General features: G+C 59.8%; 18 protein-coding genes. 10 read left to right on the top strand and 8 right to left on the bottom strand.

From position 1 onward, the window contains the following. Positions 1–88: 88 nt before the first annotated feature. Positions 89–1,411 carry an MFS transporter gene (locus S7A_RS01280; protein ID WP_009087247.1) on the top strand — a complete coding sequence of 441 codons (1,323 nt, stop codon included), beginning with the start codon at positions 89–91 and terminating at the stop codon, positions 1,409–1,411. On the opposite strand, the gene S7A_RS01275 is transcribed toward S7A_RS01280, so the two are convergent. From S7A_RS01275 to S7A_RS01255, 5 genes are read right to left on the bottom strand one after another with little or no spacing between them, the layout of a single operon-like run. Continuing rightward, positions 1,408–2,397 carry a spore coat U domain-containing protein gene (locus tag S7A_RS01275; RefSeq protein WP_009087246.1) on the bottom strand — a complete coding sequence of 330 codons (990 nt, stop codon included), beginning with the start codon at positions 2,395–2,397 and terminating at the stop codon, positions 1,408–1,410. The two genes, S7A_RS01280 and S7A_RS01275, sit on opposite strands and share 4 nt — an antisense overlap. Beyond that, positions 2,394–4,841, bottom strand: coding sequence for a fimbria/pilus outer membrane usher protein (locus tag S7A_RS01270; protein WP_009087244.1), 2,448 nt, complete (start codon positions 4,839–4,841; stop codon positions 2,394–2,396). Before S7A_RS01270 ends, S7A_RS01275 begins: the two co-directional genes overlap by 4 nt. A gap of 7 nt (positions 4,842–4,848) precedes the next feature. Further along, positions 4,849–5,544 (bottom strand): molecular chaperone, encoded by a 696-nt coding sequence (locus tag S7A_RS01265; protein ID WP_009087242.1) that lies wholly within the window; start codon positions 5,542–5,544, stop codon positions 4,849–4,851. Between the two features lie 25 nt (positions 5,545–5,569). Beyond that, complete coding sequence (locus S7A_RS01260; protein ID WP_009087239.1) at positions 5,570–6,061, bottom strand: spore coat U domain-containing protein; 492 nt, start codon at positions 6,059–6,061, stop codon at positions 5,570–5,572. Positions 6,062–6,107: 46 nt separating this feature from the next. Then, positions 6,108–6,677, bottom strand: coding sequence for a spore coat protein U domain-containing protein (locus S7A_RS01255; RefSeq protein WP_009087237.1), 570 nt, complete (start codon positions 6,675–6,677; stop codon positions 6,108–6,110). Positions 6,678–7,220: 543 nt separating this feature from the next. Here S7A_RS01255 and S7A_RS01250 point away from each other — a divergent pair. The 3 genes from S7A_RS01250 to S7A_RS01240 all read left to right on the top strand — a co-directional run bounded on the left by S7A_RS01250 (position 7,221) and on the right by S7A_RS01240 (position 13,127). Further along, on the top strand, positions 7,221–9,305 hold the full coding sequence (locus S7A_RS01250) for a bifunctional diguanylate cyclase/phosphodiesterase (RefSeq protein ID WP_009087235.1): 2,085 nt from the start codon (positions 7,221–7,223) through the stop codon (positions 9,303–9,305). Between the two features lie 139 nt (positions 9,306–9,444). Then, positions 9,445–11,589, top strand: a complete 2,145-nt coding sequence (locus tag S7A_RS01245) for a bifunctional diguanylate cyclase/phosphodiesterase (protein ID WP_009087232.1) — start codon at positions 9,445–9,447, stop codon at positions 11,587–11,589. A 134-nt stretch (positions 11,590–11,723) separates the two neighbouring features. Then, complete coding sequence (locus S7A_RS01240) at positions 11,724–13,127, top strand: PLP-dependent aminotransferase family protein (protein ID WP_009087230.1); 1,404 nt, start codon at positions 11,724–11,726, stop codon at positions 13,125–13,127. Here the strand turns inward: S7A_RS01240 and S7A_RS01235 are convergent. Further along, positions 13,124–13,606 carry a YlaC family protein gene (locus S7A_RS01235; RefSeq protein WP_009087228.1) on the bottom strand — a complete coding sequence of 161 codons (483 nt, stop codon included), beginning with the start codon at positions 13,604–13,606 and terminating at the stop codon, positions 13,124–13,126. The genes S7A_RS01240 and S7A_RS01235 overlap by 4 nt on opposite strands. A gap of 310 nt (positions 13,607–13,916) precedes the next feature. Between S7A_RS01235 and S7A_RS01230 the strand changes: the two genes are divergently transcribed. Both S7A_RS01230 and S7A_RS01225 read left to right on the top strand, forming a co-directional pair. Continuing rightward, complete coding sequence (locus tag S7A_RS01230) at positions 13,917–14,516, top strand: cupin domain-containing protein (RefSeq protein WP_009087226.1); 600 nt, start codon at positions 13,917–13,919, stop codon at positions 14,514–14,516. Between the two features lie 282 nt (positions 14,517–14,798). Then, complete coding sequence (locus S7A_RS01225) at positions 14,799–17,654, top strand: bifunctional diguanylate cyclase/phosphodiesterase (protein ID WP_009087225.1); 2,856 nt, start codon at positions 14,799–14,801, stop codon at positions 17,652–17,654. On the opposite strand, the gene S7A_RS01220 is transcribed toward S7A_RS01225, so the two are convergent. Next, positions 17,645–18,709 carry a LacI family DNA-binding transcriptional regulator gene (locus S7A_RS01220; protein ID WP_009087223.1) on the bottom strand — a complete coding sequence of 355 codons (1,065 nt, stop codon included), beginning with the start codon at positions 18,707–18,709 and terminating at the stop codon, positions 17,645–17,647. The genes S7A_RS01225 and S7A_RS01220 overlap by 10 nt on opposite strands. A 223-nt stretch (positions 18,710–18,932) precedes the next feature. Here S7A_RS01220 and S7A_RS01210 point away from each other — a divergent pair, with 223 nt between their 5' ends. Both S7A_RS01210 and S7A_RS01205 read left to right on the top strand, forming a co-directional pair. Beyond that, positions 18,933–20,243, top strand: coding sequence for an MFS transporter (locus tag S7A_RS01210; RefSeq protein ID WP_009087221.1), 1,311 nt, complete (start codon positions 18,933–18,935; stop codon positions 20,241–20,243). Between the two features lie 10 nt (positions 20,244–20,253). Beyond that, complete coding sequence (locus tag S7A_RS01205) at positions 20,254–22,617, top strand: TIM-barrel domain-containing protein (RefSeq protein WP_009087218.1); 2,364 nt, start codon at positions 20,254–20,256, stop codon at positions 22,615–22,617. Between the two features lie 225 nt (positions 22,618–22,842). Here S7A_RS01205 and ftnA read toward each other — a convergent pair whose 3' ends face one another. Beyond that, positions 22,843–23,349, bottom strand: a complete 507-nt coding sequence (ftnA, locus tag S7A_RS01200; protein ID WP_009087216.1) for a non-heme ferritin — start codon at positions 23,347–23,349, stop codon at positions 22,843–22,845. Positions 23,350–23,837: 488 nt separating this feature from the next. Here ftnA and S7A_RS01195 point away from each other — a divergent pair, with 488 nt between their 5' ends. Both S7A_RS01195 and S7A_RS01190 read left to right on the top strand, forming a co-directional pair. Then, positions 23,838–24,506, top strand: coding sequence for a nucleoside recognition domain-containing protein (locus S7A_RS01195; protein ID WP_009087213.1), 669 nt, complete (start codon positions 23,838–23,840; stop codon positions 24,504–24,506). Continuing rightward, the gene (locus S7A_RS01190) at positions 24,496–24,972 is read left to right on the top strand and encodes a YjiG family protein (protein ID WP_009087211.1); all 477 of its coding nucleotides are present in this window, start codon (positions 24,496–24,498) and stop codon (positions 24,970–24,972) included. The genes S7A_RS01195 and S7A_RS01190 overlap by 11 nt, the downstream gene beginning before the upstream one ends. Positions 24,973–24,975: the final 3 nt, after the last annotated feature.

Here is a 24,975-nt window from a genome sequence, read left to right as displayed (position 1 = left end):
ATAGAATTGTAAAGTGCAATGGTGAGCCAGGTCACATTATTCTCGCGGCAGGCAGGCTAAAACGGCTAAAAAACAACAGGAAGCCGTTATGAGTCACGCCCCGTCTTTACAAAAGCCCCCGAAAAGCGCCGCCCGAATCATCTTCAACGTCACCAGTGGTAACTTCCTGGAGATGTACGATTTCATGGTCTTTGGCTACTACGCCACGGCCATTGCTAAAACCTTCTTCCCCGGCGATGACCCGTTCGCTTCCCTGATGCTGACCCTGATGACCTTTGGCGCAGGCTTTCTGATGCGCCCGCTGGGGGCGATTATTCTGGGCGCGTACATCGACCATCATGGTCGCCGCAAAGGCCTGCTACTGACGCTGGGCCTGATGGCGATTGGCACCCTGACTATCGCGCTGGTGCCGGGTTACGCCACGCTGGGCGCTGCGGCGCCGATTCTGATCCTGCTGGGACGCCTGCTGCAGGGCTTCTCCGCGGGCGTTGAGCTGGGGGGCGTGTCGGTCTACCTGGCCGAAGTGGCGCCGAAAGGGCGCAAAGGCTTTTTCGTCAGCTGGCAGTCGGGCAGTCAGCAGATTGCGGTGATCTTCGCCGCTCTGCTGGGTCTGATGCTGAACCATCTGCTGGCGAAAGAGGCGGTGACGGAGTGGGGCTGGCGTATCCCGTTTGTGGTGGGCTGTCTGATTGTGCCGTTCCTGTTTTATATCCGCCGCACGCTGGAAGAGACCGAAGCGTTCAGCAAACGCAAGCATCATCCGCGCATGACGGAGATCATGCGCTCGGTCGCCAGCAACTGGGCGCTGGTGCTGGCGGGGATGCTGATGGTGGTCACTACCACGGTGATGTTCTACATGATCACCGCTTTTACCCCGACCTTTGGCAAAACCGTGCTGATGATGAGTGATAAGCAGGCGTTCATGGTGACGCTCTGCGTCGGCATCTCCAATCTCTTCTGGCTGCCGCTGATGGGCGCGCTGTCGGACCGCATCGGGCGTCGTCCGCTGCTGATCGCCTGTACCCTGCTGATGATTGTCACCACCTGGCCGGTGCTGCACTGGCTGGTCGGTTCAGCCAGCTTCGCCCATCTGCTGGAAGCAGAGCTGTGGCTGTCGTTTCTCTATGCCAGCTACAACGGGGCGATGGTGGTCTATCTGGCAGAGATCATGCCTGCTGAGGTGCGCGCGGCCGGTTTCTCCATGGCGTACAGCCTGGCGACGGCGCTGTTTGGCGGCTTTACCCCTGCCATCTCCAGCTACCTGATCCACGCCACCGGCGACAAGGCGATGCCGGGCGTCTGGCTGACCTTTGCGGCCATCTGCGGGCTGATCGGCACCCTGCTGATTGGCCGGATGGTGAAGCAGTATCAGCTGCGCCACAGCGGTACGCCGGTCAGCGCCTCGCTCTAAAAGGCTAAATCGACCACCACGCTGTCGCTGTAGTTTCCGGCGGGCGGCGTGGCCTGCGTCGTCAGGATGCGCGCGGTGTAGTTAAAGCCGCGCGTCAGCCCATCCGCAGAGACCGCAGTCGAGGTCGTGCTGCTCCAGCGCTCCGTCCCTGAGGCTCCCCAGCGATTGCTGGTCGTGCCTTTGTAGATCTCATAGCTCAGACGATTCGTTCCGCTCGCCATATTCCTCACGCTGCTCACCGGATAGCTGCCGTTACTCAGGCCGACCGTATAGGTGCTGCCTTTGCTGCACAGCACATTGATGGTCTGCGACACCGCAGAGAAGCTGCCGACCAGCGGCGCGCTGCCGAAGCTGATGTTGGGCGAGGTAATGGTGGTGCAGTCATTGGTGAGCGTAGCGGTTACGGTTATCGGGATCACGCCACTGCCGTTCTGTTCGCTTAAGCAGACGTTTCCCACGCTGACACTGGTACAGACGCGATACGTCACGGCCATGTTCAGCGTTACCTGGTAGGTGCCGGCGGCCACCACCTGACCGGGAACGGTGCGCAGGTAAACCGGGATGGCGAAGTTGAGGCTGCCCAGTAACCCCGCCAGATTGACCAGCGTCTGTGACCCATAGACATAGGCCGCGCCGCCAATCGTCAGTTCACTGGCGCAGGCGCTGTCGGTGCAGAGCCGCACCGGCACATTATCGCTGCCAGTGTCACCGCTGCGTTTCAGGGTGCCGCGCGTGCTGCTGACATTCGTCGCGCCGGTCAGCTGAAACGTAATCTGGTTATTACCCAGCAGCGAGAGCGCGCTGCCCGAGCCACAGTTGACGTTGGCGTTGGTGGTGGTGGCATTCACGGTGGTATTCGCCACAAATGTCGTGAGGGAGCCGAAGCTGGTGGTGGAGGCGGGAAGGGTACAGGCAGCATAACCCAGCGATGGCAGACAGAGCAGCAGGCCCGCAGGGATCAGCCATTTCAGCAGAATTTTTATCATGGTCGCGCTCCGGAAGAGAAAGTATCAGCGGGCGTGGCGGCGCTGCCCGCGGCCGGTGCAGGCAGCGGACAGGTCAGCGGGCCATAGGTTTTCAGCGCCTGCGGCTGACCGCTGGCGATGTGCAGTTCGGTTTCACAGCGGCGGCCGTCGGGCGTGACCACCGCGATCGGATTGCTGACCGTCAGCGCCTCCATCCAGGCAATCCCATCCCAGCCCACATACTCTGTAGGATGATCGGGCCGCACGACCTGGCTTGAGACCGGCAGTGGCTGGCCCTGCGCATCGACCAGAATCACGCTGGCCGATCGCAGCTTCTCCACCGGGAAGTTGAGCAGATAGCCACTCTGACGCCGGACGGCAACGCGCTGCTCAACCTGCGGCGTGGTCATATCGGCGGGCAGATCCAGGGTGTCGATATCATATTTAGCCGGGTAGTAGCTGCTGATGGTGGGCACCAGCAGATAGCCCTGCGGGTTGGTTCGTCCCATCGACTGATTCTCGTAGCGGACGTTGACGTCGGGGTAGCGGGTTTTCACCAGCACAAAGGCGTCGTTGATGGCGTTGGCGGCAAAGACGCTGTTGTCCATCAGCACCAGCGCGCCGGAGAGATCGGCCCACTGCGTGAGGTTGTCGTCGTCGCCATAAAAGCCTCCCGAGGCGTCAACCTGGTTGTTGCGGTAGCGCAGGCTGCCCTGACGGTAATCGCCGCTGTCACCGCTCTGATTCGCCCAGGAGGCATCCCAGGCGAATCCGCCGTCGCTGGGCATGGCGCGTGAGGCGTAGACGCGCTGGCTGTTGCGGCCGCGCCGGTCGCGTTCGGTGCTGATCGCGGCGCTGCCCTGTTCACCAAAGGGGATCACCAGCGAGATCGCGCCGGTCCAGCTCTTCTCCTGCTGATCGCGACTGGCGGAGACGTAGAGGCTGCTGTTGCCCCACAGGTTTTTACTCCAGGAGAGATTCCACAGGCGGGTGCGGTCGCCCTGACCGTCGGTAATATCGATAAAGGCGGCGCCGACGCTGCCAAAGCGGTTCAGTGAGACGCTGGCGCTGTACTGCGCACTGCGGCGCGACAGCGCGAAGCGGCTATCTGCCTGACTTCCGGCGCGGCTGCCGACCAGTGCCAGGTTGCCAAAGTCGCGGCTGCGCCGGGTCTGCTGCGTGCCGAAATTGAACCAGCGGTTGTTGTACTGATAACCCCAGCTGTACTGCCCGCCGCGCTCGCCATCCAGCTGACTCTGCGCCACCGCGCCGTTTACCACCCCCCAGCTGCCGACGCGCAGCTGGCCGCCCAGCCCGCCCATTGCCAGGTTTTCGCTGCCTTCGGCCTGGCTCTCCAGCGTCAGCCAGTCGGTCATGCCATAACGATACGCGCCGCTGGCGGCGGCCTGTCCGTAATCGAAATTTTTAATGCCGTAGTTCTCGCGGATCGCCCCGGCGGAAAAGGCGTAATCCGACAGTCCCGCTTTCAGCAGGTTACTGGAGACGTAAAAGGGCATGGTCGTGGTGACGCGTCGGCCTGTTGCATCGGTGGTGGTGATCACTGCATCACCCGCGCCGTTGACGAACGGGACATTGGTCAGCGACCAGGGGCCAGGCTGCACGTTCGCCTGGCTGGAGCGATAGCCATTAATAAACAGATCCACGGTGGAGGGGACGGCGGCCTGGCCGGAAAAGGCGGGCAGCGGGTAGGTGACCAGATCGGGCCGGATGCTGAAGTCGCGACCGATGCGGATGCCGCCGAGCCGCACGCTGCTGCCCCAGGCGAGCGAGTCGCTGACCAGATCCCCGACCCGCCAGCTCACCGCCGCATTTTCATCTTCGTTGCTCCACCAGGTGTCGTAGCGGATGTAGCCATCATCCTGATAAGAGGAACTGCCTTCCAGCTGCTGCTGCCAGACGCCGTTGCTGGAGAGGTGTCCGGCCTCCCCGAACAGCCGCAGCTCATTCCAGGCGGAGAGGCGGGTGCCGCTGTTGTCGGTGCGGCTGGCGTAAAGATCGTAGTTAAGCAGCGCGCCGCTGCTGGTCCGTCCCGGATAGCGCGGCCCGTTTTTCGCCTCGCCAATCACCTGGCCGGGCAGCCACTCTGGCGGCACGGTCAGCAGCAGCCGCTGCCGCGCAGCATCATAATCCACCCTGACCAGAGGCAGGCTGCTGACATCGACCTGCGGCTGCTGGCCCAGCTTTTCCCGCGGCAGACCGGCACGCTGCAGATCGCCGCTGCGCAGCCAGAAGTGACCGTCGCGCTGCTCTGCCGGTACGATATTGCCCTCTGCCTGCTGATTCACCACCAGCTCCAGCATATATTGCTGGCCACTGTCGCGGGACTGCAGGCTCGGCGGCGGTGGCAGGGAGGAGTAAGTCTCCGCCAGCACGCTATCCGGCGAGCAGGCGTAGCAGAGGCTGGCAACCGCCAGCGCACAGGGATGAAGCGGGTAGCGTCTCATTCAGCACTTACTTCTGAGCCGCGCTGCGCCACGGGCGCTTGTTGACCTCAGCGCTCAGCTCGCCGCTGACCGGGGAGGTGAGCGGCCAGCGATGCATGCTGTCCGCCAGCACATAGCCATACAATCCTTCCCCCAGCCGGCGACCGCCAATCGTGACATTACTCAGCCGGGCGTGGCCGCTGCCGCTGTTAGTCAGCTGAAGCCAGCGCTTGCCGCCGTCGCTGACCTGCTGCCAGCGCAACTCCGGCCGGGCGCTGTCGGTGTTCAGCCCGGAGCCATAGACAAACAATGGCACGGAATAGCGCATCTGAAACGTCAGCCCGGCCTGATTCTCACCGGGATTGCGCGGCGCCGGGATCTCATCCAGCACCACCCGATAGGCCAGCTCTTTACCGGCCGCAGGCGGCGTCTGTTTAATCAGCCTGACCAGCTGCTTCTGGCCCGGCTCCATCCGCACCATCGGCGGGCTGGCTACCACCTGCTGCTGAGTCTGATACTGCTCCTGGCCGCTGACCTGCTGCCAGCTGAAGACGCGGATCTGCATCAGCGTAGTGCTGTTACCGCGATTTTCCAGCCAGAGTTCGCTGGCTTTCTCGTCAGGATTAATGGCGGGATCGATGGGCCAGATCATCACCGAGTTAGCGGCGAAGGCCGGAGAGAGCAGGGTGGGGCTCAGCAGCAGCAGAGCGCACAGTGACTTCATGATCATATCCTTGTTTTTTATCGCCTCACCAGCTCAGGGTGACGGTCAGCGTGTCGGTATAAACGCCGGCGCGCGCGGTGCCGGGAAGTTGCAGCTGGCCATAGATCGGCAGCGTAATGTTACCGGCATTGCTGTAGCTCAGCGGCACGGCCTGGTTGACCGGGATCACCGTGGTGCGGCTGGCATTGCTAAAGAGCGTATAGGGAACGGTATTGCTGAAATTGGGCAGCTTCAGGTTGCGGGTGGTGGTGTAGTTGTTGCCCTGATTGATGCTCATGCTCAGCGTAGTGCCGGGTGTGCAGGCGAGATTGATGGTCGTGCTCTGCAGAAAGCTGGCGTTGACGGTCGCTGTCGCCACGCCAGACTGCGTGCCGAAATTGAGCGTGCCGAAAACGCCGGTATTAGTACCGGATATCACGCAGCCTGCCACGATCGATGCGGAGACCTGAAAGGTGCTGGTGGGCAGCCCCCAGGCGCTGACGCTCCCTGTCAGCAGAGGCAAAGCACGTGCGATCATCAGGCAGGATCGCCAGAGAACCACCCTCATTGACCTGCGGCAGCAGTTAATAATTCACGGCGACGTTAATGGTATCGGTGTAGGTTCCGGCCGGAATCAGCGGGTTAAAGCCGCCGCCGACCACCCGGCCATAGATGGCGTAGTTGGTGCCCAGCGTCGGATCGTTGGTGCCGCTGGCGGCAATCGGCGTATTGTTGGCAATCGCGGTAGTGAAGGAGGCATCGCTGTAGAGGGTATAGGCGATGCCCTGCGCATTGTCCGATCCCAGCAGCAAATAGCGCGGTGACGCAGAGGCGGTGCCATAGATGGTCGCTGGCGCCGCGTTGCTGCTGGTCACCACCACGTTATAGTCCTGACCGGTGGTGCAGCGCACGTAGATGCCGTTACCGGCGGCGCCCACCAGGGTGGCGTTCAGCGTATCAAAGGTGGCGGCGCTGCTACCAAAGTTCAGCGTACCGAAGTTAACGCCTGCCGTGGCGGACTGACCGTTGACCAGGCAACCGGTGGTCAGCGTGAGGGTGGCATTGATGGTCCCGGAGGTGGTTGCCGCCTGGGTTAAGGTCGGAAGTGACAGCGTTAATCCCGCAGCAGCACACAGAAAAAGCTTGAGTTTCATAATATTTCCTTACGGATTATCAGGAGTCAGTGCTTTTTCACCTGGTATTAATTAACGATTCGGCCCAAAAATAAGAAATAAATAAAGCTGTGCCCGCAACGGGGCTGTCTTAAGAAAATCTCAGACTTAAGGGTGCTGATTTATATCAGTTTTACTTACTATAGAACAGTTAACGCGTCTGGCGAAGTGCTCCTGATTATTTTTCACTAATCTAATGGTCACTTCAGCCGATAACCCAGTAATAGCAAGGCGTGTAAGCGTAACGGGAAAGCAGAAATCCCTGCTTTTTTCCTCGCGTACAGGCTTTCCGCTTCGGTAATATGTTGCTGTATCAATCAGACATAATAACGATTTACCGGCTCGCTTAGCGGATGCGGGAACAGGATGCTGCGCATCGTTCTCCTGCGCTGGCGGGCGGGTTTTGCCGGAAATAATCCCTGGCGAAATACCGGCATTAAATAACTTTCACCCCCGCGGGGGTTTTCAGATGACTTATCAGACTTTACACAGCACCCGTTCAGCACGGGTGGTGAGGAGTGGCACATGCTGCATATCACCTGGGATAACGTCCTGATCGGCATTTCGCTGATCGTGGCGTTTGTTGCCTCTTTTACAGCCCTAGATACCGCCGGACGGGTGGCGGTCTCCCAGGGCTGGCCTGCCCGATTCTGGCTGCTGGTCGGCGGCACCGCTATGGGAATTGGCATCTGGGCCATGCACTTTATCGGCATGCTGGCGATGATGATGCCGATGACGATGCGCTATGACGTGCAACTGACGGCAGGCTCGCTGCTGGTGGCGATTCTGGCCGCCATGCTGGCTTTCGGACAGACGGTGGGAGGCGTACATCTCACCCGTTTCCGGCTGCTGCGCGGCAGTCTGATCCTGGGCGCGGGGGTGGTGGTCATGCACTATCTCGGCATGTCTGCGCTGCTGATTGAACCGGGACCTGACTGGAATCCTCTGCTGGTCGCCCTCTCTGTGCTGATCGCCTTTGTGGCCTCTGCGCTGGCGTTATGGCTGGCGTTTCATCTGCGCCAGGGGGAGCAGCATCTGCTGCTGATGCGCAGCCTGGCCTCCCTGGTGATGGGGATCGCCATCGCCGGTATGCACTACGTGGGCATGGCCGCCGCACGGTTCAGCCCGAGCAGCACCATGCAGCCGCATGGCCTCAGCAATCCGGGGCTGGCGGTATGGGTAACGCTGATTACCCTGCTTATTCTGAGCGTCACGCTGCTGAGTTCCATGCTGGACGCTCAGCTGCGCGCGGCACGGCTGGCGGCGCGGCTCAATCGCGCCAACCAGGAGCTGCGCCAGCTGGCGATGCACGACAACCTGACCGCGCTGCCGAACCGGGTCATGCTGGAGCAGCAGCTCGATCTGGCGATTAAGCAGGCGATGCTGCAGGAGAGCCGCTTTGCCGTGTTCTATATGGATCTGGATGGCTTCAAAGCGGTGAATGACACCTGGGGACATCACGTCGGTGACCGCCTGCTGGTTGCAGTCGCGGAGAGGCTGCGCAGCCAGCTCACGACCACGATGCTGCTGGTGCGTCTGGGCGGCGATGAGTTTGTGCTGATGGCAGAGGCGCTGGATATCACGCCGGCCCGTCAGCTGGCGCAAAAGCTGGTTAAGGTGATCAGCACCCCCTTTGAACTTGACCGCTATGTGCTGCACGTATCACTCAGCGCTGGCATTGCAATCTTTCCGCTGCACGGGCGAAACCGGCATGAGCTGCTGTTCAATGCGGATGCGGCGATGTATCACACCAAACACAACGGGCGCAATGGCTGGTGCCTGTTTGAGCCGGCGATGAGCGATGCGACCCAGCATCAGCTGGAGCTGGCGAACGATCTGTGGGAGGCGATAGAGCGCCAGCAGATGCGCCTGTTCTATCAGCCCAAATTCAGTTCCGGCGGCACCCTGTTACTGGGATTCGAGGCGCTGCTGCGCTGGCAGCATCCGCTGCGCGGGTTACTGACGCCGGAGCTGTTTCTGCCGCGCGCCGAAAAGACCGGCCAGATCGTCGCGCTTGGCAACTGGGTGATCGAGGAGACCTGCCGCCAGCTGAGAAGCTGGCACAATCAGGGCCACAGTGACTGGACGGTGTCGGTGAACCTCTCCGCCCTGCAGTTTCATCAGCGCGATCTGCTGACCACGCTGACCCGGACGCTGGCGCACTTCCAGCTGCCAGCCAGCGCGCTGATGCTGGAGATCACCGAAACGATAGCCATGCGCGACCCGCTGTTCAGCCAGCAGCGCATCCGCGAACTGCAGCAGGCGGGTATCAGCGTCGCCATTGATAATTTTGGCATCGGCTATGCCAACCTGCTGCATCTCAAAGATCTGGATGCCTGCGAACTCAAAATCGACCGCAGCTTTATCAACTGCCTGCGGCCCGGCAGTGAAGATGCAACGGTGGTCAGCGCCATGCTGACGCTGGCGCAGAGTCTCAACCTGCGGATGGTGGCGGAAGGGGTGGAAACCGAAGAGCAGCAGCATTTACTCACCAGCTTAGGCTTTGATGCCCTGCAGGGGTATCTGCTGGGTAAACCGACCCCGGCGGACCGGGTTGACACGTTCCGTTTCGCCTCACGGCGGCAGCCGGTGGCGTCACTCTCGGGCTGAACGTCATGATAGTTTTTAGCAATCAGAGTAAGTGAAAGCACGCAGCCTGCGCGGCTCATTAACCGCCGGGCGGTGCCGATAACAAAAAGAACACTCTCCTCTGTCTAACCACAAGCACGGCTTTTCGCGGGAATGCACTATGTTAGTGACCTCATACGACTCTTTTATTGTTATCGTCTCGATTCTGGTCGCGATGCTGGCTTCGTTTACCGCGCTGGATATGGCAGGGCGGGTGGTGCATTCGACCGGCAAAGTCGCGCTGGTCTGGCTGTTCGGCGGCGGTTTTTCCATGGGGATCGGCATCTGGGCGATGCACTTTATCGGCATGCTGTCGATGAACATGGATATGGTGATGAGCTACAACGCCTCACTGACCGCGCTCTCTGCCGCCATCGCGGTGTGTGCGTCGATATTTGCGCTGTGGCTGGTCTGCCATAGCGATCTGCCCTGGCCGCGGCTGGCGGGCGGCGCGCTGATCCTCGGCAGCGGCGTGGTGGCGATGCACTACACCGGCATGGCGGCCCTGATGTTCTCGCCCGGTATCGTCTGGCAGTGGGGCTGGGTGGGGCTGTCGGTAATCATCGCCCTGGCGGCCTCTGGCGCGGCGCTGTGGCTCGCCTTTAACCTGCGCGAAGGGCAGACCAGCCGGGTCACGCTGCTGCGGATTGGCGCCGCAGTGGTGATGGGGTTTGCCATTGCGGGCATGCACTACACCGGCATGATGGCCGCTGAGTTTCCCGCGCACAGTCATTCGGTGGGGCAGGGCGTCAACAGTAACTGGCTGGCGATTCTGGTCACCGTGGTCACCCTCTCTATCCTGGGGATTACGCTGCTGGTCTCCATGCTGGATGCGCGGATGCAGGCGCGCACCTCGATTCTCGCCAGCTCTCTGGCGGAGGCGAATCGCGAGCTGGCCCAGCTGGCGCTGCACGATAACCTGACGCGGCTGCCAAACCGCATCCTGCTGGAAGATCGGCTGGAGCAGGCGATCAACAAAGCGAACCGTGAACAGACGCAGTTCGCCCTGATGTTTATGGATCTGGATGGCTTCAAGGCGGTTAACGACGCCTTTGGTCACCATATTGGTGACAGTCTGCTGGTTGGCGTAACCGAGAGAATGAGCCAGCAGATGACCGGCTACTACACGCTGGCGCGGCTTGGCGGCGATGAGTTCGTGCTGCTGGTGGAGATTGACGATCCCAATGATGCCGCGGCCGTCGCCGATAAGCTGGTCAAAGCGGTGGACCGCCCATTTGATATCTCCCGCTATGAACTGGTGGTTTCCCTGAGTCTCGGCATTGCCGTCTATCCCGGTGACGGGGTGGATGAGCGGGAGCTGATGTTCAATGCGGATGCGGCGATGTACCACACCAAAAATAATGGCCGCAACGGCTATACCTTCTTTCAGCCCTCTATGAATATTCAGGCACAGAGTCAGCTGCAGCTGAATAACGATCTCTGGCAGGCGCTGGATAATGATGAGCTGCGCCTGTTCTACCAGCCAAAATTCTGCGCCCCGCGCGGTCCGATCCTCGGTTTTGAGGCGCTGCTGCGCTGGCAGCATCCGCAGCACGGCCTGCTGTCGCCCGACAAATTCCTGCCGATGGCGGAAAAGACCGGGATGATTGTCAATATCGGCAACTGGGTGATTCAGGAAGCCTGCCGCCAGCTGCGCCTGTGGCATCTTCAGGGGCACCCGCACTGGTCGGTGGCGGTTAACCTCTCGGCGTTGCAGTTTGAGCAGTCGAATCTGGTGGAGACGGTGGTTGAGGCGTTGGCAAAACATCAGATTCCGGCCGAGCTGCTGACCCTGGAGGTGACAGAAACCACCGCGATGCGCGATCCCGATGAGAGCGTGCGTATCCTGACCGAGCTGACCCGGCTGGGCGTGAAAGCCTCGATTGATGATTTCGGCACCGGTTACTCGAGCCTGCTCTATCTGAAGCGATTACCGGCCAGCGAACTGAAGATCGACCGGGCCTTTGTGAACGAGCTGCAGCATCAGAAAGAGGATGCCACCATCGTGTCGGCCATCGTGGCGCTGGCGCAGTCGCTGCAACTCAAAGTGGTGGCTGAAGGGGTAGAAACCGCCGAACAGCAGGCATTTCTGACCAGTTTGGGCTGCAATACGCTGCAGGGCTATCTGCTGGGCAAGCCGGTTCCGCCGGAGCGGGTGCCGGAGCTGACCGACTTTGTCGCGGCAGAAACTGAAGAAACGGTGGCCAGCACGGGCCTGATTGCGGATGTCGATCGGCCGCTGACGCCCGAGGTGGCAGCGGTCTGACGCGCGCGTCGGGGCTGAAAAAGCGTCCCGTGCGCGTTGCATCAGTGCAATGGGGCTGTATAAGCGGTTCATGCCGCCTGTCATTGGCCGCCGCGCGTGGTAAAGTCACGCGGTCAGACAAGGAGAGATGAGCCGTGGCGAAATACCAGCGATTGATGGATGAGATTCAGCAGCAGATAGAGGCCGGCATCTGGCTGCCGGGTACACGCTTACCCTCATTGCGCCAGCAGGTGGCGCAGCAGGGCGTCAGCCTGATGACGGTGCTGCACGCCTATGAGCTGCTGGAGAGCCAGGGCTGGATCGTCTCCCGTCCCCAGTCGGGATACTACGTCGCACCCCGCGCGCTGGCACCCGCGCCCATGAGCGTGGCGATCAGCGAGCAGGTGGATATCAACGACTTTGTATTTGATGTCCTGCAGGCAACGCGCGATCCGGCGATTGTGCCGTTTGGCTCCGCCTTTCCCGACCCCGCGCTGTTTCCGCAGCGTCAGCTGATGCGCTCGCTGGCGAATGTCTCCCATCACCTCACGCCAACCGATGCGCTGCATAACCTGCCGCCCGGTAACGCCACGCTGCGACAGCTGCTGGCGCAGCGCTATGCGCGTCAGGGCATCACGCTGTCACCGGATGAAATTGTCATCACCAGCGGGGCGCTGGAGGCGCTGAATCTCAGCCTGCAATCCCTTACCGAGCCGGGCGACTACGTGGTGATTGAGCATCCCGGTTTTTATGGCGCGCTGCAGGCGATTGAGCGGCTCAAGCTGAAAGCGCTGGCGATCCCGGTGGATGCAAAACAGGGCATCGATCTCGTCCAGCTGGAGGAGGCGCTGCAGCGCTGGCCGGTAAAAGCCTGCTGGCTGATGACCACCCTGCAGAACCCGCTCAGCGTCACCCTGACCCCGGAACGCAAACAGCAACTGGTGGCGCTGCTGGCGCGCTATCAGGTGCCGATGATTGAAGATGATGTCTATGCCGAACTCTGGACAGGCGATGTCGCGCCGCTGCCGGCCAAAGCCTGGGATCGTCAGGGCAACGTGCTGCACTGTGGGTCATTTTCAAAATCGCTGGTGGCGGGATTTCGCGTTGGCTGGGTGGCGGCGGGACAGCATGCGCAGCGCATTCAGCGGCTGCAACTGATGAGCACGCTCTCGACCAGCGCGCCCATGCAGCTGGCGCTGGCGGATTTTCTGGCGACACGGCGTTATGACACCCACCTGAAGCGCCTGCGGCAGATCCTGGCGAAGCGACAGCAGATGGTGCGCCAGGCGCTCCTGAAGGTGCTGCCACCCCAGGCCACACTCAGCGAGGCGCTCGGCGGTTATTTTCTCTGGGTGACGCTGCCGGAGCGGATCAATACCACCCGGCTTTATCAGCGCGCGCTGGCACAGGGGATCAGTATTGCACCGGGACAGTTATTTTCGGCAGGCGAGCAGTTCAGTCACTGCTTCAGGCTGAATACCGCCTGGCCGTGGGACAGCCGGGCCGAGGCGGCAATCGAAACGCTGGGTCGGTTAATGGCGGAAAGCGGGGCAGATTAAACCCGCGCCGCTTCCTGATGGCCCCAGGTCAGGTAGTAGACATCATAAAAATCGACTTCGCCTTTTTGCGACAGCAGACGCTGGATGCCGCTCTTCACCCGTTCCGGCGTCTCAGGCAGCGACAGAATCCGCGAAACGGCCTGCTCGCGCACCGGCTGAACGTAATACCATTCACCGTTGTAGCAGACGCGCAGATCGAGTGCGTCGATATCCTCAAAGCGATATTTCGGGTTGATGTCCATCAGCATCAGCAGGCTCATCACCAGGACAAAGATGGTCGCAAACCAGAAGGCGGGCCAGCCGAGCATCTCGGTCGTGAAAATCAGCGCAACGCACAGGCCATAGCACAGGTACATCACCGCCCAGAGGCCGGGATGGTTTTTCAGAAACGAGAGGCTGAAGCGCGGCAAATTGTCGCGACGTTCTTCGCGGTTAAGCGTGGCGATCTCGTCAATCAGGATTTGTTTAATAGCGTCCATTGGTTACCTCTCTGTGATCTGCTAGCGATTAGAACAGATAACAGTCAAGGATATCAGAAACAGATCTGTGCGATTTTTATATAACAGTTGAACCGTGACCAGAGTCCTGCTCCGGGCGGCCTGACATTTTGCAACATTTTACCGTAGTCAGAACCGCTTCCCGTGGTGGTGCAGGGCGGGTAACACCCTGTAGTTAACGCCGCATTTGGCTTTAGTCAGCAATATCAGTCAATTATCTCAATTCTGTCGCCTGGCGCACATTGCATTATGGCGCAGGTTTGCCACACTGATAAAAAAGCGGAGAACCTGCATGCGTACCCCATCCTCCAGTCTGTTATTGATGATGTCTTTTGCCGCTGGCACCTTTTCGGCCGGGGCGTCTGACAATCCTCAGCACCTGATGCTCGCCATTCCGTCGGGCGGCGTGCCGAATAACCCGTTACCTCTGATTATCTGGCCACGCGTGGTGCCGGAAGAGGAGGAGATCGCCGCATGGTTTGAGAAAACCTTCGAAGAAAACGGCTGGCCACCCGCCTGGCGCTATCCGATTTTTCCTTACACCCACTACCACCCCAACACCCATGAGCTGCTGGGTGTGGCTGAAGGCTGGGCGGAAGTGCTGTTTGGCGGTGACAGTGGCCGGATGGTGACGCTGCGCGCCGGCGATGCGGTGCTGATCCCGGCAGGCGTCGGCCACCGGCAGGTCAGCGCCAGTGAAGACTTTATGGTTGTCGGAGCCTATCCGCGTGGCATGTCGCCCGAGACACTGCGCGATGAGCCAGCGAAACTGAAAATGGCGCAGGAGCAGGTGAAAAAAGTGCCTCTGCCGACCCAGGATCCCTTCACCGGTAAAGAGGGCGCACTGACAGAAATCTGGCAGCCGATTGCCGCCATGCAGCCGCAGCCATAAGGGAAGGTGCATCAGACACGCTGCTGAATAACGACGCGCGAGCCCGTCTCGCGCTTTTCCCCCCCTCTTCCCGGAATCCCGCTCTGCGCCTTAACCGCGCGCGCTCGCCCCGATCGCGACACCATTGAACATTTGCTCGCCGCTGCCGATAACTCCCCTGTTAAGATTAGTTATTCTTCTTAATACACTTGTCTTCACAGCCCATTTCCGCTGTAGTCTCCGCAGATGTATTAAGAACATTCCTAAGCCATGACCAGGCTACCGAGCAGCAGGCAAATAACAATGGATAATAACTCTGATGTCATCTATCGCATGCTGGTACAAAGCGTGATCGACTACGCGATCGCCATGCTCAAACCGGACGGAACCGTCGCCAGCTGGAATGAAGGCGGGCTGAACGTTCTGGGTTACAGGCCAGAAGAAATTATGGGTCAGCATGCCGCCGTGTTTTACAACGAAGAGGATCGTCGTCGCGGCCTGCCGCAGCGGGAACTCGATATTGCCGCCACCGTGGGACGTTATGATTACGAAGGCTGGCGCTGCCGTAAAGATGGCAGCACCTTCTGGGCGCATGTGGTGATCTATCCCATCCGCAATGATGTGGCGCAGCTGGTTGGCTTCGCTGTGGTCTGCCGCGACTGTACCCGGCAGCAGGAGCAGCAGCGCAAAGAGCGGGAACAGGAGGCGCGCTTCCGTCTGCTGGTGGAGGGCGTTACCGATTACGCCATCTATATGCTGGATATCGACGGCAACGTCGTGAACTGGAACGCCGGCGCCCAGCGCGCCAAAGGCTATGTAGCCGAAGAGATTGTCGGCCAGCATTTTTCCCGCTTCTACAGCGCGCAGGATCGTCTGAATCACGTTCCCAGCCAGAACCTGCAGATCGCCTATCGCACCGGCCGGTTTGAAGATGAGGGCTGGCGCTACCGCAAAGATGGCAGCGCCTTCTGGGCGCACGTGGTGATCGACACGATTCGTGACGATCAGGGTAAGCTGCTGGGTTACGCCAAGATCACCCGCGACTGTACCGAACAGCAGCGCGTACGCAATGAGCAGCGCGAGCAGGAGCGACGCTTCCGGCTGCTGGTGGAGGGCGTCACGGATTACGCCATCTATATGCTGGATATTGACGGCGTGGTGGTGAACTGGAACGCCGGTGCCGAGCGCGCCAAAGGTTACCGGGCGGAAGAGGTCGTGGGTCAGCACTTCTCGCTGTTTTACAGCGCTCAGGAGCGGCTGAACAGAACGCCGGAAGCCAACCTCGGCATTGCGCTGAAAACCGGCCGCTTCGAAGATGAGGGGTGGCGCTACCGCAAAGATGGCAGCGCCTTCTGGGCGCATGTGGTGATCGACGCGATCCACGACGATGACGGCAAGCTGATCGGCTTCGCCAAGATTACCCGCGACCGGACGGAACGCCGTGAGCAGGAGCAGCAGGTGCTGCGCGCCCGCGATCTGGCGGAAGCCCAGAGTACCCAGAAAACGGCGCTCTCCCGCTTTCTGGATAACATCATCGCCAACATCCCCTCCTGCGTGATTGTCGAAGATGCCATTACCCGTGAGATTCTGCTGGTCAACGACCGTACTCAGCAGCTGTTTGGCCTGTCGAAATCGCTGATCGTCAACAAACGGCCGCACGAGTGTATGTCGCCTGAGTTAAGCGACTATTTCAACAATCTGGCGGATGTGGCGCTGCGCAGCGAGGGGATGCATGAGCGTGAACAGCTGCTGATGACCGCCAGCGGTGAGCGCATCCTGCACACCCGCGCCACCGCGATTAATGGTCAGGATGCACGGCGTAACTATCTGATGCTGCTGGTGGAAGATGTGACCGACCAGCGCGCCGCAGATGCCCGCATTCACCACATGGCGCACCATGACAACCTCACCAGCCTGCCGAACCGTATCCTGTTCCGCCAGCGCCTGAGTGAAGCGCTGCGCAACGCCGGTCAGACGCCGCGTCAGACCGCCGCGCTCTGCCTGGATCTGGACAATTTCAAGAATGTGAACGATGCGCTGGGCCACCAGATTGGCGATGAGCTGCTGCGCAGCGTGGCGAAGCGGCTGCGCAACGTGCTGCGCGATCAGGATACCCTGGCGCGTATTGGCGGTGATGAGTTCGCCATCGTGCTGCCGTCGGTTGCCAGCGGCGACGAGGCGAGCGTGGTCGCGCAGCGGCTGATCGAGGCCATTCGTCCGCCGGTCAACATCGAAGGTCATAACCTCTCGGTCGGGCTCAGCGTCGGTATTGCGCTCAGCACCACCATCACCAACACGCCGGAACAGCTGCTGCGCTGTGCCGACATGGCGCTGTATGAGGCCAAACGCAACGGCCGTAACCGCTTTGAACACTTCACGCTGGAGATGGACGACGTGGCACGCAGCCGCCGCCTGATTGAAAATGACCTGCGCGATGCGATCAGCGGCGGGCATCTGCGGCTCTACTACCAGCCCATCACCAATGGCGACCACCACACCATCATTGGCTATGAAGCGCTGATGCGCTGGCATCATCCGATCCGTGGCCTGATCATGCCCAATGACTTCATTCCGATTGCGGAAGAGACCGGCCTGATTCATATGCTGGGCGCGTTTGCGCTCTATGAAGCCTGCCGCGAAGCGGCGAGCTGGGAAGGCAATCAGTCGGTGTCGGTTAACCTCTCACCGCTGCAGTTTAAAAACAGCTCGCTGGTGCCGGTGGTAGAGGGCGCATTGCAGGAGTCCGGGCTGGATCCGGCGCGGCTGGAGGTGGAGATCACCGAATCGGTGCTGCTGGATGATTCGCTGGGAAATATCCGTACCCTGCAGAATCTCAAGGCGCTGGGCGTGCAGATTGCGCTGGATGATTTTGGTACCGGCTATTCGTCGCTGAGCTATCTGCGATCCTTCCCGTTCGACAAAATCAAAATCGACAAATCCTTTATTAACGACATGGGGGACAGCCGTGAGGCGCTGGCGATTATCCGGGCCATTACCGGCATGAGTCGCAGTCTGGATATCCAGATTACGGCCGAGGGGGTGGAGAGCGATGAGCAGTTTATGAAGCTGCGCGATGAGGGCTGTACGCTGTTCCAGGGCTTCCTGTTCGGGCGTCCTCAGCCGTCGGAACTGCGGCTGAAAACGCTGGGTCAGTCGTAAAGGCCATGCTGCTGAACCGGCGCATGGCTGAGGTTGTCGCGGATGCGGCGCACCGATTCGCGCACCACCAGCCGGCCATTCAGTAGCAGGGTGCCGGCCGGGGTGGCAGGATTAAGTCGCATCTCCTGCAGCACTTTCACGGCGGCGGCCCCCAGCTCATCACGCGGCACCTGCACTGAGGTCAGGGGAATATCGTGGATGGCGGCCAGGTTAAAGCCATCCATGCTCATGACCGAAATATCCTGCGGCACCCGCAGGCCCGCCTGCTCCAGCGCGCTGACCGCACCTGCGGCAATGTAATCACCGCTGGCCAGAATGGCGGTCGGGCGCAGCACGTCCGGGCAGTGGCGCAGATATTCACCGAGCCGTTCCGCCGCTTCATTGCTGCTGAAGCTGTTCAGCGTCAGCAGATGCTGACGGCTGTCGAAGCGCAGATTCATCGCATGCCAGGCGTCACGCACGCCCTGCAGCCGCTGCTCCATGGTGTAGCGGCGCAGGCAGTGCAGCGACAGGATCTGCCGGTGCCCCTGCTCAAACAGGTAGCGGGCTGAAAACTCCCCAATCAGCTGATGATCCGGCGAAACCGAAGGCAGCCGCATACGGCGATCGCGGGCGTTAATCAGCACGCAGGGTTTGTTCATCTCCGCCGCCAGCTGATGAATGTGCTCATCATCAATGCCGATCAGTATTGCCGCTTCGGTCTGCTGCATCTTGTCGATAAACAGCGCCGCGTCACTCTCCACCTCTTCCAGCGGAGAGTAGCGCAGCCGTACCTCGTGCGGCTCCACCGCCTGGCTTATCCCCTGAATCACTTTGTAGTAGAAGATGTCACTGCGCACGTCGAAGGCACGCGGCGGCGCGAAGACCATCAGATTATTCAGCAGCAGGCGACCGCTGTGCAGGTTATCCAGCACACCCTGCTGCTGCGCCACGGCCATCACCTTGTCGCGGGTGGCGGGGCGGGTATTGGCTTTGCCCGCCAGTACCCGTGACACCGTGCTGATCGAAACGCCGCTCAGCGCCGCAATTTCGCTTACTTTCAGCCTTTGTTTCATTCTGTGATCGCCTTCAAATCTGCCAGTGAAAAATTTTTCATAACCTGCTGAATCGCGTCAGATGGGCGTTTCAGTGTCATTTCCTGCCGGTAATCAGCCTGCCATGAAAAGAGTTGCAAAAAAGAGGCTGTACCCACGTTTCGCACTTTTCTAAGTTCGCTAAAAGGACACGCGGTACGCCAGCAGGCGGTGTGATTTATCAATGGAAATCAGGAGTGGCACTATGAGCCTCGAATCGACAACCAAACCCGTCAGTGCTTCACGCACGGTGCGCGTGATTAAAAATTTACGCTGGTGGATGCTGGGGATGTTCCTGCTGGGTGTGACCGTTAACTACATCACCCGCAACTCACTCGGCATTCTGGCACCGGAACTCAAAACCAGCCTCAACATGAGTACCGAACAGTACTCCTGGGTGGTGGCGGCGTTCCAGCTGGCCTACACCCTGTTTCAGCCGGTCTGCGGCTGGCTGATCGATGTGATCGGCCTGAAAATGGGCTTCCTGATCTGTGCGCTGGTCTGGTCGGTCACCTGTCTGCTGCACGCCGGGGCCGGAAGCTGGCTGCATCTGGCGCTGCTGCGCTTTGTCATGGGGGCGTCTGAAGCGGCCGCCACGCCAGCCAACGCCAAAGCGATTGGTGACTGGTTCCCGAAAAAAGAGCGGCCGGTGGCAGCAGGCTGGGCGGGCGTCGGCTTCTCCATCGGGGCGATGCTGGCACCGCCCATCATCTACGTTTCCCACATCAACTTTGGCTGGCAGGGTGCCTTCCTGCTGACAGGCAGCCTGGGGCTGCTGTGGGTGCTCTTCTGGTGGTGGGGCTATCACGCTCCGCAGAGCCATCCGCGCCTTTCTGCTGAGGAGCGCGATTTTATCAATCAGGACAACGAAGCCATCGGCGAGAAGCTGCCGTTCTTCAAAGCGCTGAAAGTGATTGGTAAAGAGAAGAAGTTTTACGGTATTGCGATTCCGGCCTTTCTGGCTGAACCCGCCTGGGCGGTGCTGAGCTTCTGGGTGCCGCTCTATCTCGCCAATGAGCGCGGCATGGATCTGAAGCAGATCGTGATGTTTGCCTGGCTGCCGTTTCTCGCAGCTGACCTTGGCAGCGTCGCCAGCGGTTATCTCACCCGCATTTATGTGCGCTGGTTCGGTTTTACCCGCGTCAACTCGATTGTCGCCAGTTCGGTGACGGGCGCGCTGTTAATGGTTTCGCTGGCGCTGATGACGCTGGTGAAAGATCCCCTGCTGGCTATCGCGCTCATCTCCATCGGGGGCTTCGGGCATCAGGTCATCTCCTGCATGCTCAGTGCGCTGGTGGTAGAGCGGTTCGATCGCCGTCAGATGGCGACGGTCAACGGCATGCGCGGCTCCTGCGCCTGGATTGCCAGCTTTATCTTCTCGCTGATTATCGGCGTCACCGCCGACACCATCGGCTTTAATCCGCTGTTTGTGGCGATGGGCTTTTTTGACCTGATTGGTGCCGTTTTCCTGGTGATGCTGATCGCCGAACGACGCCAGCGCCCGGCTAACCCATAAGGATATCGAGATGAAAACCCTGAAGAACTGGACGCTGCATCAGCAGGCCGACCACTTTGTTGAACTCAAGGTCGAAGAGCGGCATCACCTGCGGCTTTACGTGCTGGAGGAGAAGCTGATGCGCGTTCTGCTGAAGCGCGATGGCGAGCTGGCGCTGGACCGCACCTGGAGCATTGCGCCGGTTACGGATGTGCCCTGGCAGGGACGGGATCGTGAGGCGCTGGACGGCTTTACGCTGCCGCCCTTTCAGGTTGAGCACGATGCCCAGCAGCTGCGCCTCAGCACGTCACGGCTGCGGGTTACGGTGCATCAGCCGCTCTGCCTGAGCTGGGAGCAGTTTGATGGTGAGAGCTGGCAGCCGCTCACCGCCGACCGTCACACCGGCGCCTATCTGCTCAATGCGCACGGGGATGGGGTGGAGCACTATCAGCGTCGTCAGCCCCAGGATCGGGTTTACGGTCTGGGCGAGAAGAGCGGCGACCTGAACCGCGTCAACCGGCGCTTTGAGATGCGCAACCTCGACGCGATGGGCTACAACGCCGCCAGCACCGACCCGCTCTATAAACATATTCCCTTTACCCTGACGCAGCGCGATGGCGTCAGCTTCGGTTTGTTTTATGACAACCTCAGCAGCAGCTGGCTGGATCTCGGTAACGAACTGGATAACTACCATCTGCCTTACCGCCGCTACCGCGCTGAGGCGGGCGACCTTGATTACTATATGATGCTGGGCCCGACGCTGCTCGACGTCACCAAAGCCTTTGTCCGCCTGACCGGACGGACACTGTTTCAGCCGAAATGGAGCCTGGGCTACAGCGGCTCGACCATGCACTACACCGACGCGCCGGATGCGCAGCAGCAGCTGCAATCCTTTATCCGCCTGTGTCACGAGCATGAGATCCCCTGCGACTCGTTCCAGCTCTCTTCCGGCTATACCTCGATCAATAACAAGCGCTACGTGTTCCACTGGAACTATGACAAAGTCCCGAATCCCGACGGCCTGAGCGCGGCGTTTCACGATGCCGGGATGAAGCTGGCGGCTAACATCAAGCCCTGTCTGTTGCAGGATCACCCGCGCTATCAGGAAGTGGCGGCCCGGGGGCTGTTTATTCGGGACTCTGAGCAGGATCGCCCTGAGCGCTCGGTGTTCTGGGATGATGAGGGCTCGCACCTCGATTTTACCCATCCGGAAGCGGTGCGCTGGTGGCAGGAGAACGTCACCCGGCAGCTGCTGGAAAAGGGTATCGACGCCACCTGGAACGACAATAACGAATATGAGGTGTGGGATGGCGAAGCACGCTGTCACGGCTTTGGTCAGCCGATCGCCATCAAGCATATCCGGCCGGTGATGCCGCTGCTGATGATGCGCGCCTCCATGGAAGCGCAGCAGCAGTTCGCCCCGAACAAGCGTCCCTATCTCATCTCGCGTTCCGGCTGCGCCGGGATGCAGCGTTACGTGCAGACCTGGAGCGGGGATAACCGCACCAGCTGGCAAACCCTGCGCTACAACATCCGCATGGGGCTGGGCATGAGCCTGTCGGGGCTGTTTAACGTCGGACACGATGTCGGCGGATTCTCGGGCGATAAGCCCGATGCCGAGCTGTTTGTGCGCTGGGTCCAGAATGGCGTGATGCATCCGCGCTTTACCATTCACTCATGGAATGATGACCACACGGTGAACGAACCCTGGATGTACCCGGAGGTGACGCCGATGATCCGCGAGGCGATCCGGCTGCGCTATCGTCTGATGCCTTATCTCTACACGCTGGCCTGGCTGGCCAGTTCGGAAGATGAGCCGATGCTGCGTCCGACCTTCCTCGACCACGAGCAGGACCCGCGAACCTATGAGGAGTGTGATGATTTTATGCTGGGTCGCGATCTGCTGGTCGCCAGCGTGGTGGAGCAGGGCGCGCGCAGCCGTCAGGTCTATCTGCCCCGTCATGCCGGTGGCTGGTATGACTGGCACAGCGGCAGGGCGTTTGCAGGCGGCGAGACGATCACACTGGATGCGCCGCTCGATCGGCTGCCTTTGCTGGTGCGGGCCGGTGCGGTCATTCCGCTGGGTGAGTGTGAAAGCACGACCGATGCGCGGCGCGACACGGTGCGGCAGTGGCAGATATGGCCTGCACCTGAAGGGGTAACAACGCAGGGGCAAACCTTTGACGATGATGGTGAGAGTCACGGCTGGCAGCAGGGGAACGCCCTGTGGCTCAGCTGGACGTTGTGCAGCAGCGCCACGCGCATCGATCTGACGGTGGAAAAACGCGGTGATTATCAGCCTGCCTGGCAGGAGATCGCGCTGTTACTGCCTGCGGGTGAAGATCGTGAACTGTGGGTGAATGGCGAGAAAGCGGCGAGTTACCGGTTGCAGTAGCTGTGTTGAGGTGGCAAAGCCGAATCAATCAGTTTCTGCACAGCAACGCTAAAGTTCAGCTGGCAGGGAACAGGGTCAGAGGAGGAAAGCGTCCCGCGCCAGGGATGGCGCGGGCCGAGCGTGCCAGGGATGGCGGCTTTTGCGTCTTTCCGATCTGACCCTGTTCCCTGTGAAAGCACGATCTCACAGCGACCCGGTCTTCTGACTCCGTGGTCCCTACAGAGATTACTCTGCGTGGTTCTCGGTGCTCATGCGGCCCAGATCTTTGTCGACCAGGAAGAGACCGTTGCCGCTGTTGCTGACCAGCGCCAGTTTATCCAGCACGGTTTTGAACAGCTTCTCTTCTTCGTGCTGCTCGGCAACATACCACTGCAGGAAGTTGAAGGTGGAGTAATCCTGTGAGGTCATGGCGGCATGTGCCAGCTCATTGATTTTACGGGTGATAAGCTGCTCGTGCTCCAGCGCCTGCTCCAGGATCTCATTGAGTGAGTTGAAGGAAACCGGCGGTGCCGCGATGGTTCCCAGGACCGGCATTGCGCCGGTGTCGCTCAGGTAGTCAAACAGACGCTGCATGTGCTGCATCTCTTCACGTGAGTGCATTTTCAGGAAGGACGCGGCGCCTTCAAAGCCTTTGTCACAGCACCAGGCACTCATTTGCAGATAAAGATTGGCAGAGAAAAATTCCAGGTTCAGCTGGTCGTTTAAACGTCCAGTCATTTCAGCAGTCAGCATGGCCGAGTCCTTTTTACGAAGATGTTAATTAAACAGGCAGATGCGGCGAATTATGCATCAGATATGTTAGTAATGTGAAGCCTTTTTCGCAAAATGGGGAAATTTATCTGTTTGATTTAAATAGAATTATTCAGCAATTTGAATGCGACCAATTCTCATTTTGTATTACAGGTTATCGGCCTGAAACAGAGAGGATGGCACCACGCTAGTGCACCTGTACAGCATCCTGCTGGTGCAATCGCCCTGATGGCGGCATACGAGCGCGGCTACCGGATACGGCCAGCAGGCACGCATTCGCAGCGGAAACAAAATAAATTTCCGTGCAGTCGCGCATATCGCGGGGATGGGAGAGCCGGAGAGGCGAAACAGGGCAGGAATAAAGGCTGACTGCGTCAGCACTGGCATAAATCCTGCTTAGAACTCAGTTCCATATATTGAAACTTGCCCCGACAGGGAACAGGGGCAGGTCAGGTGATCAGGAGAAAATCATGTCAGATGAAACCCGCGTTACACCGATGAAAATGACGGCGACAAGAGGCAGTTATGTCGCGTTAATTTTTGCCATTCTGTTTTTTTCCGGGCTCTTTTATAACGTCGACGGTCTGAAATGGCTTGGCGCGTTTGATTTCACCACGCTGGGCGGCAGTTTTGGCACCATGAAAGATCCCGCCAGTAACACCTTTCTCGGCGCAGGCGGGCTGAGTGCCAAAGCCGGCTTCCTGTTCGCCCTGTCGCTGACGCCTACCGTCATGCTGGCGCTGGGCGTGCTGGAGATCTTTACCCACTACGGCGCGATTCGGGCGGCGCACAGGCTGCTGACGCCCTTACTCAGACCTCTGATGGGGCTGCCGGGGCATTGCGGGCTGGCACTCATCACCGACCTGCAAAGCACCGACGCGGGTGCAGCGTTAACGAAAGAGATGGCCGATCAGAAGCAGATCGGTAAGAAAGAGGTGGTGGTCATGAGCGCCTGGCAATATTCCGGGGCCGGGTTAATCAATAACTACTTCGCCATCGGTTCCGCACTCTTTGCCTCAATGACGCTGCCGATCATCATTCCGCTGTTAGTCATGTTCGCGCTGAAATTTGTCGGTGCGGCCATCACGCGCGCTGTGCTAAACAGTGTTTATAAGAAGGATTTTATCGATGGAAAATAAAAGCGTTACTGCCAGCAGCAATCCGTTTGACGTATTTGTTACCGGCGCACGGAAAGGTTTTCATATCGCCATCCACAACCTGATGCCGAATGTGGTGATGGCCTATGTGCTGGCGGAGGTGCTGAATCTGCTGGGCATCATGCAGTTCCTTGGCCATGTTTTTGCGCCGGTGATGGGGCTGTTCGGCTTGCCAGGTGAAGCGATCACGGTGCTGCTGACGGCCTGGCTCTCGTCGTCGGCGGGAACCGGCGTGGCGGTCAGCCTGCTGACCAAAGGGCTGCTGACCGGGGCAGATATCACCATCCTGGCGCCGGCGATTTTTCTGATGGGATCGCAACTGCAATATATGGGACGGCTGCTGGGTGTGGCCGATGTACCCAAAAAATACTGGCCGCTGCTGATGCTGGTCAGCATCATCAACGCGCTGATTGCCATGTCTGTTATGCGTCTGTTTATTCAGGAGTAACGT

This window comes from Pantoea sp. Sc1 (genome assembly GCF_000255315.1).
Taxonomy (GTDB): domain Bacteria; phylum Pseudomonadota; class Gammaproteobacteria; order Enterobacterales; family Enterobacteriaceae; genus Pantoea; species Pantoea anthophila.
The sequence above is the reverse complement of the archived record's forward strand: the minus strand, read 5'-3'. Positions and strand labels throughout refer to the sequence as shown.

Coding starts and splice junctions, on each gene's coding strand:
- S7A_RS01230 (WP_009087226.1), top strand. CDS start 13,917: ATGCGTACCCCATCCTCCAGTCTGTTATTGATGATGTCTTTTGCCGCT.
- S7A_RS01250 (WP_009087235.1), top strand. CDS start 7,221: ATGCTGCATATCACCTGGGATAACGTCCTGATCGGCATTTCGCTGATC.
- S7A_RS01270 (WP_009087244.1), bottom strand. CDS start 4,841: ATGAGACGCTACCCGCTTCATCCCTGTGCGCTGGCGGTTGCCAGCCTC.
- S7A_RS01220 (WP_009087223.1), bottom strand. CDS start 18,709: ATGAAACAAAGGCTGAAAGTAAGCGAAATTGCGGCGCTGAGCGGCGTT.
- S7A_RS01235 (WP_009087228.1), bottom strand. CDS start 13,606: ATGGACGCTATTAAACAAATCCTGATTGACGAGATCGCCACGCTTAAC.
- S7A_RS01190 (WP_009087211.1), top strand. CDS start 24,496: ATGGAAAATAAAAGCGTTACTGCCAGCAGCAATCCGTTTGACGTATTT.
- S7A_RS01195 (WP_009087213.1), top strand. CDS start 23,838: ATGTCAGATGAAACCCGCGTTACACCGATGAAAATGACGGCGACAAGA.
- S7A_RS01280 (WP_009087247.1), top strand. CDS start 89: ATGAGTCACGCCCCGTCTTTACAAAAGCCCCCGAAAAGCGCCGCCCGA.
- S7A_RS01225 (WP_009087225.1), top strand. CDS start 14,799: ATGGATAATAACTCTGATGTCATCTATCGCATGCTGGTACAAAGCGTG.
- S7A_RS01265 (WP_009087242.1), bottom strand. CDS start 5,544: ATGAAGTCACTGTGCGCTCTGCTGCTGCTGAGCCCCACCCTGCTCTCT.
- S7A_RS01255 (WP_009087237.1), bottom strand. CDS start 6,677: ATGAAACTCAAGCTTTTTCTGTGTGCTGCTGCGGGATTAACGCTGTCA.
- ftnA (WP_009087216.1), bottom strand. CDS start 23,349: ATGCTGACTGCTGAAATGACTGGACGTTTAAACGACCAGCTGAACCTG.
- S7A_RS01205 (WP_009087218.1), top strand. CDS start 20,254: ATGAAAACCCTGAAGAACTGGACGCTGCATCAGCAGGCCGACCACTTT.
- S7A_RS01245 (WP_009087232.1), top strand. CDS start 9,445: ATGTTAGTGACCTCATACGACTCTTTTATTGTTATCGTCTCGATTCTG.
- S7A_RS01210 (WP_009087221.1), top strand. CDS start 18,933: ATGAGCCTCGAATCGACAACCAAACCCGTCAGTGCTTCACGCACGGTG.
- S7A_RS01260 (WP_009087239.1), bottom strand. CDS start 6,061: ATGATCGCACGTGCTTTGCCTCTGCTGACAGGGAGCGTCAGCGCCTGG.
- S7A_RS01275 (WP_009087246.1), bottom strand. CDS start 2,397: ATGATAAAAATTCTGCTGAAATGGCTGATCCCTGCGGGCCTGCTGCTC.